The organism is Arthrobacter ginkgonis (genome assembly GCF_039540195.1).
Classification (GTDB): domain Bacteria; phylum Actinomycetota; class Actinomycetes; order Actinomycetales; family Micrococcaceae; genus Zafaria; species Zafaria ginkgonis.
Genome location: NZ_BAABEO010000015.1, coordinates 182,963 through 198,120, shown reverse-complemented (window position 1 = coordinate 198,120; position 15,158 = coordinate 182,963). Strand labels below are relative to the sequence as shown.

Annotated in this window: 12 protein-coding genes; 6 read left to right on the top strand and 6 right to left on the bottom strand. The window is 69.3% G+C overall.

The features are described 5' to 3' along the window. Window positions 1-300: 300 nt before the first annotated feature. The 5 genes from ABD912_RS11860 to ABD912_RS11840 all read right to left on the bottom strand — a co-directional run bounded on the left by ABD912_RS11860 (window position 301) and on the right by ABD912_RS11840 (window position 5,266). Window positions 301-1,095, bottom strand: coding sequence for an IclR family transcriptional regulator (locus ABD912_RS11860; protein ID WP_345151012.1), 795 nt, complete (start codon window positions 1,093-1,095; stop codon window positions 301-303). Between the two features lie 292 nt (window positions 1,096-1,387). Next, on the bottom strand, window positions 1,388-2,371 hold the full coding sequence (locus tag ABD912_RS11855; protein WP_345151010.1) for an ABC transporter ATP-binding protein: 984 nt from the start codon (window positions 2,369-2,371) through the stop codon (window positions 1,388-1,390). Further along, the gene (locus tag ABD912_RS11850; RefSeq protein ID WP_345151009.1) at window positions 2,368-3,414 is read right to left on the bottom strand and encodes an ABC transporter ATP-binding protein; all 1,047 of its coding nucleotides are present in this window, start codon (window positions 3,412-3,414) and stop codon (window positions 2,368-2,370) included. Before ABD912_RS11850 ends, ABD912_RS11855 begins: the two co-directional genes overlap by 4 nt. After that, window positions 3,411-4,313, bottom strand: coding sequence for an ABC transporter permease (locus ABD912_RS11845; RefSeq protein ID WP_345151008.1), 903 nt, complete (start codon window positions 4,311-4,313; stop codon window positions 3,411-3,413). Before ABD912_RS11845 ends, ABD912_RS11850 begins: the two co-directional genes overlap by 4 nt. Then, window positions 4,310-5,266, bottom strand: coding sequence for an ABC transporter permease (locus ABD912_RS11840; RefSeq protein WP_345151007.1), 957 nt, complete (start codon window positions 5,264-5,266; stop codon window positions 4,310-4,312). Before ABD912_RS11840 ends, ABD912_RS11845 begins: the two co-directional genes overlap by 4 nt. Before the next feature lie 195 nt (window positions 5,267-5,461). Here ABD912_RS11840 and ABD912_RS11835 point away from each other — a divergent pair, with 195 nt between their 5' ends. Beyond that, the gene (locus ABD912_RS11835) at window positions 5,462-6,763 is read left to right on the top strand and encodes a TetR/AcrR family transcriptional regulator (RefSeq protein ID WP_345151006.1); all 1,302 of its coding nucleotides are present in this window, start codon (window positions 5,462-5,464) and stop codon (window positions 6,761-6,763) included. Between the two features lie 515 nt (window positions 6,764-7,278). Here the strand turns inward: ABD912_RS11835 and ABD912_RS11830 are convergent. Beyond that, entirely contained in the window at window positions 7,279-8,460 is a 1,182-nt protein-coding gene (locus ABD912_RS11830; protein ID WP_345151004.1) for a flavin reductase family protein, read from the bottom strand. A 290-nt stretch (window positions 8,461-8,750) separates the two neighbouring features. On the opposite strand from ABD912_RS11830, the gene ABD912_RS11825 reads away from it, so the two are divergent. From ABD912_RS11825 to ABD912_RS11805, 5 genes are all read left to right on the top strand, one after another. Continuing rightward, window positions 8,751-9,545 carry an IclR family transcriptional regulator gene (locus ABD912_RS11825; RefSeq protein ID WP_345151002.1) on the top strand — a complete coding sequence of 265 codons (795 nt, stop codon included), beginning with the start codon at window positions 8,751-8,753 and terminating at the stop codon, window positions 9,543-9,545. Window positions 9,546-9,982: 437 nt separating this feature from the next. Further along, on the top strand, window positions 9,983-11,626 hold the full coding sequence (locus tag ABD912_RS11820; protein WP_345151000.1) for an ABC transporter substrate-binding protein: 1,644 nt from the start codon (window positions 9,983-9,985) through the stop codon (window positions 11,624-11,626). 50 nt (window positions 11,627-11,676) lie between these two features. After that, the gene (locus ABD912_RS11815) at window positions 11,677-12,648 is read left to right on the top strand and encodes a VOC family protein (protein WP_345150998.1); all 972 of its coding nucleotides are present in this window, start codon (window positions 11,677-11,679) and stop codon (window positions 12,646-12,648) included. A gap of 30 nt (window positions 12,649-12,678) precedes the next feature. Continuing rightward, window positions 12,679-13,884, top strand: coding sequence for an acyl-CoA dehydrogenase family protein (locus ABD912_RS11810; RefSeq protein WP_345150997.1), 1,206 nt, complete (start codon window positions 12,679-12,681; stop codon window positions 13,882-13,884). Between the two features lie 129 nt (window positions 13,885-14,013). After that, window positions 14,014-14,982: an alpha/beta fold hydrolase gene (locus tag ABD912_RS11805; protein ID WP_345150995.1), complete on the top strand. Its 969-nt coding sequence runs from the start codon at window positions 14,014-14,016 to the stop codon at window positions 14,980-14,982. Window positions 14,983-15,158: the final 176 nt, after the last annotated feature.

Sequence of the window (15,158 nt, the reverse complement as noted above, 5' to 3'; positions counted from 1 at the left end):
CGGTCGATGCCGACGCCGGCAGCCGGCTGGACCCGCGGGTCACCGGATACGTAGCCGTGGTGGTGGAATTTCACGGGTTTCCTTACTTCGTTCTGTTGGCTGCTGCCGGCCCAGGGTGTTCTATATGGGAACTTTGCGTTCGATAATCGAGTATTGGCCGTTCAGCAAGAACTGTACGGCAAACATGTCGTGGGTCACAAGCCGTGGAAACGGGCCCCACGCCAAAACGCCGCCCGGGTTGTGCGCGCCCTGGACAAGCCAGAGAGTGCGCAACCCGGACGGCGTTTGTGGCCGGACCCTTTAGGCGGCCGCGTCGGCGGTCCGCAGCGCCTCGGTGATTCCGCGCGCTGCCGTCTTCACCGCGTCGGTGAAGCCTTCGCTGAAGCCGCTGGTGGGGGAGGAAAGGGACACTGCGGCGACCGCCCGCCCGCGGCGCAGGATCGGCGCGGCCACGCTGGTCAGCCCCAACCTGCTCTCCTCGCGGTCGTAGGCGACGCCCTCGCGCTGCGCCTGGTGCAGCTGGTTCACCAACTGCCCCGGGTGCACCAGGGAGTACTGCGTCCGGGGCGCCAAGGGGCGCCCCAGCGCGGCATCGACCGTCTCCTTGCTGGAGAACGCAAGGATCACCTTGCCCAGGCTGGTGCGGTGCAGCGCGGTGCGTCCGCCGATGGTTGAGGTCAGCAGCCGCCCGGCCTGGTGGCCGTGGATCTTCTCCACGATGACCACCTCGTCCCCGGCGGGCGCGGCCAGATGCACCGCCCGGTGGTGGGCGGACCACAGCTCGGACATGTAGGGCAGCGCGATGTCGCGCAGTCCGCGCGGAGCGCAGTGCTCCACGCGGTTGCCGAGCTCGAACACCCGCCAGGTGAGCTGGTAGTCGGTGCGCAGCGCGCCGACGCGTTCGACGAATCCGCATTCCTCCAGGGTGGCCAGCAGCCGGAACGCGGTGGACTTGGGGATGCCGGCGCGGCGGGAGATTTCGCTGACGCCCACGGCGTGGGTGCCGTCGCGGAAGGCATCCAGCAGGCCCAGCGCCTTGCGCACGGACGTCGAGGTCTTGGAAACGCTGGTGATCGGTTCGGCCGTCAGGGTCATGCAAGTCACCTTCCGCAGCGGATCGCGGCACCTTTGCCGAGATTGTAGTAAGTGATACAGGAACTGGATTGAGCGTACCAGAATGCGATCCGAATCACACCGGTTCGGGGCAAGGATCCGGGCGGGGATTCGGCGGCAGGGCGGAGGAGGCCGGCCGCGGCCGCGGCCGGCAGCGGGGCCTCCGCCGGGACGGCCCGCAACGCAGGACGACGACGGCGGGAGAACCCGCCGTCGTCGTCCTGCACTGAGTCGCCTTGAACCGCGCCGCGCCCAGCCGGGCCCGCGGGCCGAACTACGCCTCGATGGGGTGGTGGCACGCGACCTGGTGGTCGGGCCCCAGCGTCGTGAGGTCGGGCATGGTGGTCTTGCAGACCTCCGTCGCCGCCGGGCAGCGGGAGGCGAAGGGGCACCCGGTGCCGTCGTACTTCATCGACCCGTGGTCCTTGGAGACCACGGTGCGCTCGCGCTCCTGGCCGGGCTTCGGCACGGAGTTCAGCAGCAGCGAGGTGTAGTGGTGCCGCGGCGCCCGGTAGAGCGCGGTGGACGGAGCCACCTCGCACATCCGGCCCAGGTACATCACTGCCACCCGGTCGCTGATGTTGGCCACGACGGCGAGGTCGTGGGAGATGAAGACCATGGAGAGCTGGTACTCGGCCTTCATCTTCTCCAGCAGGTTCAGCACCTGGGCCTGGACCGAGACGTCCAGCGCGGACACCGGCTCGTCGCAGATCAGGACCTCGGGCTCCTGGGCGATCGCGCGGGCGATCGAGATGCGCTGGCACTGGCCGCCGGAGAGCTCGTGCGGCTTGCGCTTGGCCATCTGCTCGTCGACGCCCACCTGCGCCAGGACCTCCAGTGCGCGCCCCATCGGGTCCTTGGTCCCCAGCAGGCTCAGCGGCTCCGCCACGATCTGCTGGGCGGTGCGGCGCGGATTCAGCGAGGCGATCGGGTCCTGGAAGATCAGCTGTAGGCGGCGGCGCAGCCCGCGCAGCTGGCCCTGGCTCATGCCGGTCAGCTTGGTGTCGCCGAGCCACACCTCCCCGCCGGTGGGCGCCGGGAGTTGGATCAGGGACTTGCCCGTGGTCGACTTGCCGCAGCCGGATTCGCCGACCAGGCCAAGCGTCTCGCCGCGGCGCAGCTCGATGTCCACCCCGTGCACGGCGCGGAAGGGCTTCTTGCCGCGGACCTTGTAGTCCACCACGATCCCGGTGCCGCGCAGGGCGATCTCGGCGTCGGCGGAGGGGGAGGCGACGGTGTCCACTGCGGGAGAGGTCATGAGGAGGCTCCTGTCGCGGAGAGTTCGGAATCGGTGGTGTGGGCCGCGAGCGGGTGGAAGCACGCCAGGCGGCGGCCCTCCCCGGTGGTTTCCAGCGTCGGCCGGGTCTCGTGGCACTCCGCGGTGGCCCGCGGGCAGCGCGCGGCGAAGGAGCAGCCCGGAGGCAGGTCCACCAGGTACGGGGGCCGGCCCGGGATGGTCTTCAGGAGGGTGTGCGGCTCGTTCTCCATCGACGGGCGCGCCTCCTCCAGCAGGTGCGTGTACGGGTGGGACGGCGCAGCGAAGACCTCGGCCGCGGGACCGGACTCCACGATGCGGCCGGCGTACATGACCGAGACGTCGTCGCAGCGCTCGGCGATCAGCGACAGGTCGTGGGAGACCAGCAGGATCGCCAGGTTGCGCTCCTCGCGGAGCTTGTCGAACAGGTCCAGGATCTGGGCCTGCACGGTCACGTCCAGGGCGGTGGTCGGTTCGTCGGCGATCAGCAGCTCCGGGTCGCAGGCCAGGGCGATCGCGATCATAACGCGCTGGCGCTGGCCGCCGGACATCTCGTGCGGGTAGGACCGGACCTTCTCCGCCGGATTGGGGATGCCGACCTGGTGCAGCAGTTCCACGGCGCGTTCCCAGGCCTCCTTCTTGGAGATCCCGAAGTGGCGGCGCAGCGGCAGCGAGATCTGCTGGCCGATGCGCATCACCGGGTTCAGCGCCGTCATCGGATCCTGGAAGACCATCGAGATGTGGCGCCCGCGGATTTCCGCGCGCATCTGGTCCTCGGTCAGGCCCATGATCTCGCGGCCGTTGAACTTGATGGAGCCGTCGCGGCGGAACATGCGCCGGCGCGGCAGCAGGTCCATCACGGCCCGGGAGGTCACCGACTTGCCGGAGCCGGACTCGCCGACCAGCCCGTGCACCTTGCCGGCTTCCAGCCGCAGGCCCACGCCGTTGACGACCTCCGCGATGCCGCGGCCGGTGTCGAAGTGGATGTGGAGGTCCTTGATCTCCAGCAGCGGGGCGTTGGGCGCCAGGGTTTCCGTGGTGCTCACAGTGCGGCCTCCTTGATGTCGAAGCGCTTGCTGAGGAACTCGGCCAGGAAGTTCAGCGCCAGCAGGGTCAGGAACATGGCGGCGGCCGGGACCAGCACGATGTGCGGGTGGTGCTGCAGCTCCGCGCGGCCGGTGCCCATCATGGAGCCCCACGAGGAGGACGGCGGCGGGACGCCCAGGCCCAGGAAGCTCAGCGACGCCTCGGCGACGATCGCCACGGCGATCAGCACGGTCGAGTAGGCGATGACCGGCACGACGACGTTGGGCAGGATCTCGCGGAAGAGGATCCGCCAGCTGCCGGCGCCCATGCCGCGGGCGGCCACGACGAAGTCGCGGTTCACGTACAGCAGCGTGGCGGAGCGGGCGACGCGGGCCACGGCCGGGGAGGCCACGATGCCGATGCCGATGATGATGGTCCCCAGGCCGGGGCCCAGGAAGACGCCCAGGCCGATCAGGGCCACGATCGCGGGGAAGGCGAGCATGATGTCCAGCGCGGCGCTGATGACGCGGTTGGCGATGCCGCCGAAGAACCCGGCGCAGATGCCCAGCGTGGAGCCGATCAGCGTGGCCACCAGGACCGCGCCGATGCCGGCCGTCAGGGACACCTTGGCGCCGACGATCACCCGGGAGAGGATGTCGCGGCCGATCTCGTCGGTCCCCAGAAGGTGCCCCTCGGTGAACGGTCCGGCGGCGATGGCGCCGTAGTCGCTGCGCGTGGGGTCCGGCAGCTGCAGGAGCGGGAACAGCACGATCGCGGCGGCCAGGAGTCCCAGCCAGGCGATGGAGAGGATGACGGAGAGCGGGGCGCCGTCGCGGCGGCGGCGCCTCGGCAGCGTGGGGGCCTTGGAGGTGGACGGGGCCCCGGGGACCGGGACGGGCTTGTTCAGGACGGTGCTCATGCGCTGACCCTCGGATCCAGGAATGTGTAGAACATGTCGACGAGGAAGTTCGCGACGACGTAGGCGGCGGCGACGAAGAGGATGACGCCCTGGACCAGCACGTAGTCGCGGTTGTTGATCCCGCTGTAGAGCAGGGTGCCCACGCCCGGCAGGCCGCAGATCAGTTCGATGATGATCGTGCCGCCGATCAGGGTGCCGATGTTGATGCCCACCACGGTCACCAGCGTCGGCAGCGACGGCTTGAGCGCGTAGCGGAACAGGACGGTGCGGGAGGTGAGGCCCTGGGCGCGGGCCACCAGGATGAAGTCCTCCTGGAGCACGCGGATCATCTCGTTGCGCAGCACGCGGGTGTACAGCGGGACCAGGCCCGAGGCCAGTGCGACGGCGGGGATGATCAGGGACTCCAGGTTCGCCCCGAGGCCTTCCTCGATCGGCACGTAGCCGATGGCGGGCAGCCAGCCGAGGGTGACCGAGAAGACCACGATCATGACCAGGGCGACCACGAAGTTGGGGATGGACTGCAGGCCGAAGGTGACGACGGCGGTGCCGCGGTCGAACTTGGTGTCGCGGCGCTTGGCGGCGGCGACGGCCAGCGGAACGGCGATGGCCAGGGAGATGACCTCCGCCAGGACCAGCAGCTCCAGGGTCACCGGGAGGCGCTCACCGATGGCGTCGACGACCTGCTGGCCGGTGCGGAAGGACACGCCCAGGTTGCCGGTGATGGCGTCGCCGAGCCACTGGAAGTAGCGGACCAGGAGGGGCTGGTCGAGGCCGAGCTGGCGGCGGATTTCCTCCACCGCGCCCTCGGTGGGGTTGGAGCTGGAGGCAACGATGACTTCGGCCGTGTCCCCGGGGAGAAGGTCAAGCAGTACGTACACCAAGAAGCTGACGCCGAGCAGCACGCCGGCCAGGTGGGCCAGTCGTACCGCGGCGATGCGCAGTTTTGGCGCCATGGGTCCTCCGAGTTAGTGGATGGGATGCAATGAGTCATGACGGTATGTGCCACCCGTCACAACGGGCCACGGGATCGTTCCGGATGCTGAAACGTGACGTCCGCCACTGCGGTGGCCTCCTCCGTTACGCTGGTGACTGCCATCCCGCGGGCCGAGGCTGCCCGGCTCCCACCGACGAGACGAATCGACCCTTCCATGACCGAACCGACCAGGCGCCGCAACCGCCAGGGGGACGCCTCGCGCCGACGCATCCTCGAGGCCGCCTTGGGCATCGCCGCGGAGAGCGGGTACCGTGCGGCCACCATCGCCCGGATCACCGAGGAAACCGGGCTGCCGGCCAGCTCGATCTTCTGGCACTTCAAGAACAAGCAGGTGCTGCTGGCCGAGGCGCTCGAGCACAGCTATCAGGGCCGGCGGGCCGAGGTCCCCGAATGGGTCCAGACCGGTTCTCCCGAGACGCTGGAGGCCCGCCTCGTCGAGAACCTCACGTTCGGCGCCCGCGTCCCGCGCCAGTCCGACTACTGGCGCCTGGGCCTGACCGTCGCGCTGGAAGGGCCCGACGTCGACCCGCAGCTGAGCGGCCGCTTCGTCGAAATCCGTGGCTACTCCCGGGGGCGCATGGTCGACTGGTGGGGCCGCGAGCTCGGCGTCGAACTCCACACCAGCGAATCCGGCTACCTGGGGGACCTCACCCTGGCGTTCCTTGACGGCCGCTTCCTCAACCAGGCCCTGTCCGGGGCGTTCCCGCGCCGCATGACGCGCATGTTTGCGCACGGGCTGGCGCTGGCGGCCCGCGAGGGCGTGGCGCCCGGATCCGCCCAGGTGCCGGCGCTGGGTGCCCCATCCCTACCCGCCCCCTCCCGATCTGCACGCTCCGGCCAGGCCGAGCCGCCGTCCTCGCGCGAGACCCTGCTGCGTGCGGCGGAGAAGGTCATGGCCGCCCGCGGCTTCGAGGGCGCGACGATCGCCAAGATCTGCAAGGAGGCGGGGCTGCCCGCCAGCTCCCTCTACTGGCAGTTCAAGGACAAGGACGACCTGCTGGCGGAGGTGATGAAGGCCGGCGGCGAATCCTGGCTGGCCGCGGTCGAAGGGCGTCCCTATCAACTGGGCCTGGGCTGGAAGGACGCGCTGGAGGAGCGCTTGGGCTGGATGCTCGCGGACGCCGAGTCGAACCCCGCCCCGCTGCGCATCGGACACCTGCTGGCCCTGCAGCACAGCGGAGGCGGGGAGGCGGGCCGCCGGGCGTTCAAGGAGATCCGCGCCGAGCGCTCGCGCCGCGTCGCGCGCTGGTTCGTCGAGGCCACGGATCCCGGCCTGGACGCGCGCCAGGCGCGGCAGCTGGCCGACCTCCTTCAGGTGCTGGCCGACGGGCTGTTTATCTCCGTCCAGCTCGAGGACCGGAACCGGCCCCTGGCTTCCCACGCCGCGGCGATGGCCGCCATTGCGCGGGGAGCTGTCGAATACCTGCACACCGAGAAGGCCGCCATCGCCTCCTGACCCGCGCCCCCTGATCCGCCGCCAGACCCACCGTTTGCCCCCGCCGCCCGACCCGCCGCGCGTGAGCCGCAGTCCCGCGTGCGCCCCCTCGGAAAAGTGACGCTTTTGTGCGAGTGTTTCCGCGAATTGTGCTGCGTAAGTGCGGGTCCCCTTCCGGATTTTGCTCGTTTGCAGGCAGTGTTTCCAGGATTTTGCTACCTCTGAGGCAGGGACCTTGCGGAATCGTGCCACCTGCCTCCCCGCCTCCCTGCCTCCTTGCCGGCCAGCCGGCGTCGGACTCAGTCCGACGACCTGCGTCATGCGCCCAAACCGGCGTCGGCACTGCCGGTGATCGACCTTCACGCCGCGCACTATTTCCCGCGCACTGCCCGGAAGCGAGCAAAATCTTGGGTGGGCGGGGAGGGGCCCCGGACGCGGTCGACACTTTCCCGTGCGTACCCGCACTTACACGTCACAATTCGCGGAAACACCCGCACAAAGGCGTCACTTTTCGGGGTTCTTCCGGGCCACCGCCCTCAGCCGGCTTTGGCGATGCGGGCGCTGGCCTCGTTGGCGGCGGAGGTCAGTTGCCGGGCCCAGGCCTGCACGCGCTCGGACGTGGCGGGCGCCGGCAGCTGGGAAAGGCGCAGCACCAGCTGGACCGTGCCCGCGGCGTTGCGCACCGGGGCCATGATCGCATCGACGTCGTAGGTCTCCCCGGCCTCCAGGGTGCCCAGCCGGTAGCGGTCGGTGGCGCTGACGATCGTCTGGGTGACGGCCCGCTGGCGGGCGGGGGTCAGCTCGCCGCGCCCGTAGTCGCGCATGGCCTCCAGCAGGTCGTTGTCGGTGGACCCGCTGTGGAAGGACAGGGCCCACCCCCTCCGGCGGGCGGTCTCCAGCCGGGACCGGAACAGGGACTGGGTCTCCTCGTCGGCCCCGAACGCGCGGGCCACCCAGGCATCGACCTCGGTCTGATCCTCCCAGGCGACAAAGAGCTCGCCCAGCGGCGGCATCAGCGGAAACCGGGCGCCCAGGACCGCGGTGGTGCCAATGTCCTTCCCGGCGGCGGTGGCCACTGTCGCGACGTCGCTGCCGATGCGGGCGAAGGCGGTGACCTCGGCGCCGATCTCCTCGGCCAGCAGCTCCATGGAGGAACGGACCTCCTGGGCCAGGGTGACGCCGGAGGCGAGCTCCTGGTCGGTGGGAACCATGAAGGAGCGCGGGGTGAAGCCGCCGTAGCCGCCCTGGAAGAAGAGCAGCGGAGCCACGGGACGGCGCACCTCCAGCTCCTGCACCGCGCCCAGGACGATGTGGTGGTCCCCGCCGTCCAGGATGGAGTGGAAGGTGCAGTCGATCGAGGCGACGACGCCGTCGAGGATGGGCGCCCCGGCGCTGGAGGGGGTCCAGTCGAGGCCGGCGAACTTGTCCGCGGCGGGCCGGGCCAGCCGGCGGCAGAGGTCCTCCTGGTCGTGGGCAAGGATATTGACGGTGAAGCCGCTGGCGGTGCGCAGGCGTTCGAAGCTGTGGGAGGACTTCGTCGGCAGGAAGGCCACCAGTGGCGGGTCCAGGGACACGGAGGTGAACGTGCCCACGACCATGCCGATCGCCGCGCCGTCGTCGGCGATGCCGGTGATCAGTGCGACGCCGGTGGGGTAGTGGCCGAGTACCTCGCGGAACTTCAGGGGGTCGATGGTGGTGTCTGCTGCGGTGTCCGGCATGGTCCTGCTCCTCGTGCTCTGTTCCGGGAGGGGCCGAAGGAGTTTGTGGCCCCGATCACCAATCAGACAACCGCAGGGTTTTTGCGCCAACTTGGCGGTTCCGGAATGTGGAACGTCGAAATCCGTTGCGCTCCGCCGCCGCCCCAAGGCGGAGGGGGTTGTGATGCCCATCTCATGTCCGTAGTATTCACTACAGATTCTGTATTGGACACTACATTTCTTGCCTCTGCGGGGCGGCGGAAGCCGCCCCGCAGAGGCAAGAATGCCCCGATCGACAAGGCGGACAAAAGATGACTGCACTGGCGCAGCACGAGGTTCTCGAGACGCCCCGGACGGCCGTCTCCTCCAGCGACGGATCGACATCGGTGCTGAAGGCCCTCCAGCTCATGGACGCTTTCCGCAACGGCTCCCGCCTGCTGGGCGTCAGCGACCTGTCCCGGAGGGCCGGCATCCACAAGTCCACCGCCTTCCGCTTGCTGGCTACCCTGGAGCGCGGCGGATACGTCGAGCGCGTGGGCACCAAGTACCAGCTCTCCCTTCGGGTCTTCGAGATGGGCAACCGCGTGGAGCTGTGCAAGCCGAGCGGCCTGCGCGACGTCGCCCTCCCGTTCCTCTCCGAGCTCTACGCCACCGTCAACCGCACCGTCCACCTGGGCGTCCTCGACGGCGGCGAGGTGCTGTACCTGGAGAAGATCCACGGCCACCGCGCCAAGCGCCTGCCCACCACGATCGGCGGCCGCATGCCCGCCAACTGCACCGCCATCGGCAAGGCGATGCTCGCCTTCTCCGACAAGGAGACGGTCATGGCCGTCCTGGACCAGCCGCTGACGCGGATGACCCCGTACTCGAACAACCACCCGGGCCGGCTGGTGAACCAGCTCCACCAGATCCAGGTCGACGGGATCGCCCACGACCGCGAGGAGGTTGCCCTCGGGCTGATCTGCGTCGCCGCGCCGATCCTGCGCCGAGGCCGCGCCATCGCCGCCATCTCCGTCTCCTCGCCCACCGCAGGCTTCAACGAGGCCCTCGTCGGGGAACAGGTCCGCACCGCCGCCCAGGGCATCTCCGCGGCCATGTTCGACTGATTCGGGGTTCGACTGATTCACGGTTCGACTGATTCGGACCCGTGGACGGCGCCGGTACGACGTCGGCGAGCGCTCCCAGCCTTGCCTCCTCCCAGCCGCGGGACACCGAAAGGTGCCCGCGGCCCTTTCGTGCGTCCATCCCATCCGCACGGCGCCAGCCCATCTGTGCGGCGCCGTTTCATCTACGCCGCGTTGTCCCCTCGCCCGCGCGGCGGGCCATTGTGCGCCCGGTCCGGGGAGGGCGGGGGAGCCGGTTGTACCGGCATCCGGAACTTTCGGGGCGGAGCCAAATTCCGTTTCGGGATGCGGTACGCGCAGGTGTCTCCGGGCCGCCGCTGACGGGCAGTGTGTGATGTGACTTACACGCCATTCGGGGCGGCGAACCGTTCGCCGATCCGCCCGCGTCAAACACCCCATCCCTTGGAAGGTCCCACCACATGCTGAATGCAAACAAGCCCAGCCGTCGCACGGTGCTGAGCCTGTTCGGCGCCTCGCTCCTCCTGGCCGGCTGCGGCAGCCCGAGCACCACCGGGGCCGCCCCCTCCAACGGCGCCTCCGCCGGCACCGTCCTGCCCGAAGGCGTCACCACCACGGCCTCCGGCGCGCAGGCGCTGTCCCTCGGCGAACCCCAGGCCGGCGGCACCCTGACGGTCGGCCTGTTCGCCCCGGTCGAGTCCCTGGACCCCGGAACCTCCTCCGCCTCGGGCGGCTACGTGCAGCGTGCGATCTTCGACGTCCTGTTCGTCTACGACGAGAAGGGCAACGTGGTCCCCGAGCTCGCCAAGTCGATCAAGACCTCCGACAAGGGCACCACCTGGATCCTGAAGCTGCCCACCGGCGTGAAGTTCACTGACGGCACCGACTTCAACGCCGATGCGGTCGTGAAGCACCTGAAGAACCTGGCCGCCGAGGGATCCATGTCCCGCTCGGCCGGGGACGTGCGCCAGATCAAGAAGATGGTGGCCACCGACGCGGCCACCGTCAGGTTCACGCTGGCCTCCCCGAACATGGGGTTCCCCAAGGTCTTCGTGTGGGGCCTGCCCGGCGGTCCGTCCATGATCCCGTCCCCGACCGCCGTGGAGAAGCTCGGCCAGGACTTCGGGGCCAAGCCGGTGGGCGTGGGCCCGTTCATGCTGGAATCCTTCAAGCCCGGCGGCGACATCGTGCTGAAGCGGAACCCCGACTACCGGATCAAGGGCCAGCCGTACCTGGACGGGCTCAAGTTCATCCCCGCCACGGATACCCAGACCCGCGTCTCGGCCGCCATCGCCGGGGACCTGGACATGGGCAGTTCGCAGTCCGCCACCGACCTCGCGGCCGCGGCCCAAGGGGGGCTGACCCCGCTCTACCAGCCGGACGGCAGCTACTACAACCTGCTGTTCAACCTCTCCAAGGCCCCGTTCGACGACGTCCGGTTCCGCCAGGCCGTCATCCAAGCGATCGACCTGGACGGCCTCAACCAGGCGGTCTTCCAGGGCCAGCACAACGTCATGCGGGGCATGTTCCCGACCTCCAACCCGTTCTACGTCGAAACGGCGTGGCCGGGCTACGACCCGGAGGCGGCCAAGAAGCTGGTGGCCGAATACGTCGCCGCCGGCGGCAAGGCCGAGTTCACGCTGACCACCACCTCACCGCCGGAGTTCCAGAAGCAGGCCGCGATCCTGCAGCAGATGCTCGCCGACGCCGGGATCGCGATGACGCTGAACACCTCCGACCAGCCAACCATGGTCACCGAGGCCCTCTCCGGAAACTACCAGGCCCAGCACCGCTACACCGAGGTCCGCGAGGAGGTGGACCAGCAGCTGCGCAGCACCTACCACTCCACCTCCAAGGGCAACAACAGCAAGGGCTCCGACCCCCAGGTCGACAAGCTCCTGGACCAGGCCCGGCAGGCCAGCTCGGAAACCGAGCGCCGCGCGATCTACACCGGGCTGCAGAACCGGTTCGCCGAATGGCTGCCGATCGCCCCGCTGGTGGCGCACAAGAACGGCTGGTACGTCGGCAAGAACGTCGGCGGCTTCCCCGGTGCCCGCATCGGCGTAATTGAGCCGGACTGGCGCCTTGTCTGGCGCGTGCAGTAGCCCGGCAACCGCCCCCATGAACCATCCCTCAACCAAGGAGAACCACCGCCATGGCATCCGCAACCATTCTTGATCCCGAGACCACCGCGGCCGTTTCGGCCCCGGCCGGCACCCGTGCCGCCGTCCGGAGCCTCGGTTACACCATCATCGACACCACCGACCTGGACGCCTGGGAGGAGTTCGGCGCCGGACTGCTCGGCCTGCAGGTGGCCGTCAAGACCGCCGACCGGCTCGAATTCCGCCTCGACGAGAAGGAATACCGCGTCGTCGTCAACAAGGCCGACCGCGACGGCCTGGCCGTCATCGGGTGGGAGGTCTGTGGCGCCGCGGAGCTCGCCGAGCTCTCCGCCCGCGTCGAGGCCGCCGGCTACGCGGTGCGCCAGCTGGACAAGGACGAGGTCGCCGAGCGCCGCATCACCGCCGGCGCCGTGTTCACCGACCCGGACGGGCTGCTGGACATCGAGCTGCACTACGGCCTGCGCGAGACCATCGACCGCTTCGTCTCCCCAACCGGCGCCGGCTTCGTCACCGGCACCGGCGGCCTGGGCCACGTCTTCCAGTCCGTCGTCGACTGGGAGGCCTACAACCACCTCTACTTCGAGGTCCTGGGCTTCAAGCTCTCCGACCACATCGAGGTGGGCCCGCGCCACCACTTGGACCTGACGTTCCTGTACTGCAACGAGCGCCACCACTCCTACGCCTTCGCGCAGCTGCCGAACGTGGGCTCGGCGATCGGCCACCTGATGTTCGAGGTCGACGAACTCGACATCGTCGGCCGGGCTTGGGACAAGGTCCTGGAGGAGGACGCCGCCCCGATCCTGTCCACCCTGGGCAAGCACACCAACGACAAGATGGTGTCCTTCTACGTCCGCACCCCGTCCAACTTCGGCCTCGAGTACGGCACCGGCGGCATCAAGATCGACGACGCCACCTGGACCCCGACCCGCTACAACGCGGCCCACTACTGGGGGCACAACAAGAACCGCCCGGTTGACCCCACCGACGCCGCGGACAATTCCTAGGCGCCACCAGATTTGCGAAGGACGAAGACCATGACTGCAGTACTCAAGGAAACCGAAGCCGCGGCCGCCACCGATGTGCAGAGCCGCGTCGAGGCGCTGGCCGAGTACTTCGCCGCCAACGGCCGCGCCAACGAGGATGCCGGACGCCTCACCGACGAGGTCGCTTCCCGGCTCAAGGACACCGGCCTCGTGCGCATGCTCCAGCCCAAGCGATTCGGCGGCATGGAATCCCACCCGGTGGACTTCATGAAGGCAGTCCTGGCCACCGGCTCCGCCGATGCAGCCACCGGCTGGGTGGCCGGCGTCGTGGGCGTGCACCCGCACGAACTGGCCCAGGCGGACCTGCGCCTGCAGGAGGAGCTCTGGGGCCAGGACCAGGACACCTGGATCGCCTCCCCGTACGCGCCCATGGGCGTCGGGCGACCGGTCGAGGGCGGCTACATTTTCAACGGCCACTGGAAGTTCTCCTCCGGCACCGACCACTGCCAGTGGGTGATGATCGGCGGCTTCGTGGCCAACCCGGACGGCACCCCCAACCGCGGCGACGTCCGCCACTTTTGCCTCCCGCGCGCCGACTACGAGATCCTCCAGGACTCCTGGGAGGTCATGGGCCTGAAGGGCACCGGCTCCAAGGACCTGGTGGTCAAGGACGTCTTCGTGCCCGACTACCGGGTGATCTCGCAGGACGAGATCGTGGCCGGCACCGCGGCGCGGGCGCTGGGCCTGGACAACCCGCTGTATTCGATTCCGCGCGGCGTCATGTTCTCCGGGGCCATCGTGACCGGCACGCTGGCCATCGCCCAGGGCGCCCTGGGCGCGGCGCTGGCGTTCAACTCCAAGCGGGTCCAGATGGGTGGCAGGCAGTCCTCCACCGACACGTTCCAGCTGCAGGCGGTTGGCAAGGCCGCCGCGGACATCCAGTCCAGCATTTACCACGTCCTGGGCGACTTCGAGCGGGTCTACGACTACGCCGCCACCGGCAAGACCGTCCCGGTGGAGATGCGCCTGGAGGTCCGCCGCAACCAGGTCCGCGCCACCCACCGCGCGCTGGCGGCGGTCGATGACCTGTTCCTGCACGCCGGCGGCGGGTCGCTGCACCTGGACCAGCCGCTGCAGCGCTTCTGGCGGGACATGCACGCGGGCATGAACCACATCGTCAACGTCGCCGAGCCCTGGTACAGCAACTGGTCGCTGGATTACTTCGGCCACGATCTGCCGGCCGGAACAAAGCTCTAGGTACCACCGCTGGCGGGCCCTATCGTGTCGGTCTTAACGGCATCGAAGGGCCTGCCCGGCACCTCTCCACGGGGCCCGAGCAAGCCGGGCCCCGCCGTCGCACCCTTCCCCAAACCTTGAGGAGATCACATGAGCATCGAAGCAAGCACCGACGCGATCGGCATCGCCGGAGCCTCCAGCGAAACCATCGAATTGATCAACGGGGCGAACGCCCACTACATGGTTGCCGGGCCCGTTGACGGCAAGCCGGTCGTGCTGGTGCACGGCGGCCTGCCCGGGTCCTCAGGCGCGGCCGGCTGGCGCTTCATGATGCCGGCGCTGGCGGAGGCGGGCTTCCGCGTCTACGCCCCCGACCGCCCCGGCTTCGGCGAGTCCGACACCCGCGAACAGTACCGCCCGGTGCGCGGGCACATGAGCTGGGTCGAGTTCGTGCGCGACTTCGTCGACGCGCTGGGCCTGGACACCTTCCAGATCGCCGGCAACTCGCAGGGCGCCCAGTGCGCCGCGTACTTCACCGTCACCTACCCGGAGCGCGTCGAACGCCTCGCGATGATCGCCACCAGCGGCTTCAACAGCGCCCTGGACATCGATCCGGCGCTCGTCCAGCCCGGCATCGGCTTCCCCAAGTGGGAAGGCACTGCGGAGTCCATGCGCGAGATCATGACCACGATCATCCACCGCCCCGAGGCTGTCACCGACGCCGTGATCGCCCTGCGCACCGCCTCCGCGACCACCCAGAAGGATTCCTTCATGGCTGCCGCCAAGTGGAACCGCAACGCAGCGACGGACCCGAACACGGGCCAGCTGATGCGCCTGAAGGGCCGCCTGGACCAGCTGACCATCCCGATGATCTACCTCTACGGCCGCCAGGACGTCATGGGGCCGGTGGAGAACGCCTACCTCCAGGAAGACGTCCTCCCGAACGTCCAGGTGTTCTACCCGGACGACTGCGGCCACCAGGGCCAGACCGACCAGCCGGAGATGTTCAACGCGGTGTTCACCGAGTTCTTCACCAACGGCCAGGTCTCCCGCAAGACCGCCGAATGGGCCGGCGTCTCCGGCCGCCGCCCCGTGCTCGCGTCGATCATCGCCGACTAGCAGCCGGCAGGCAGGCAGGCAGCAGCCGTCCGCTGCCCCCGGCCGCGTTCCCTGAACGCGACGCCGGGGACGGCGGGACCGATCCGCAGGGTCGTGCCACCCAAGTCGCTGGGGTGGCACGGCCCTGCGTTTTTGCGTCCGCGGCTCCGGTCCTTTGGCCGGCGCTGCTCCGGGGC

Coding starts and splice junctions, on each gene's coding strand:
- ABD912_RS11860 (WP_345151012.1), bottom strand. CDS start 1,095: ATGACCCTGACGGCCGAACCGATCACCAGCGTTTCCAAGACCTCGACG.
- ABD912_RS11855 (WP_345151010.1), bottom strand. CDS start 2,371: ATGACCTCTCCCGCAGTGGACACCGTCGCCTCCCCCTCCGCCGACGCC.
- ABD912_RS11845 (WP_345151008.1), bottom strand. CDS start 4,313: ATGAGCACCGTCCTGAACAAGCCCGTCCCGGTCCCCGGGGCCCCGTCC.
- ABD912_RS11840 (WP_345151007.1), bottom strand. CDS start 5,266: ATGGCGCCAAAACTGCGCATCGCCGCGGTACGACTGGCCCACCTGGCC.
- ABD912_RS11835 (WP_345151006.1), top strand. CDS start 5,462: ATGACCGAACCGACCAGGCGCCGCAACCGCCAGGGGGACGCCTCGCGC.
- ABD912_RS11830 (WP_345151004.1), bottom strand. CDS start 8,460: ATGCCGGACACCGCAGCAGACACCACCATCGACCCCCTGAAGTTCCGC.
- ABD912_RS11825 (WP_345151002.1), top strand. CDS start 8,751: ATGACTGCACTGGCGCAGCACGAGGTTCTCGAGACGCCCCGGACGGCC.
- ABD912_RS11820 (WP_345151000.1), top strand. CDS start 9,983: ATGCTGAATGCAAACAAGCCCAGCCGTCGCACGGTGCTGAGCCTGTTC.
- ABD912_RS11815 (WP_345150998.1), top strand. CDS start 11,677: ATGGCATCCGCAACCATTCTTGATCCCGAGACCACCGCGGCCGTTTCG.
- ABD912_RS11810 (WP_345150997.1), top strand. CDS start 12,679: ATGACTGCAGTACTCAAGGAAACCGAAGCCGCGGCCGCCACCGATGTG.
- ABD912_RS11805 (WP_345150995.1), top strand. CDS start 14,014: ATGAGCATCGAAGCAAGCACCGACGCGATCGGCATCGCCGGAGCCTCC.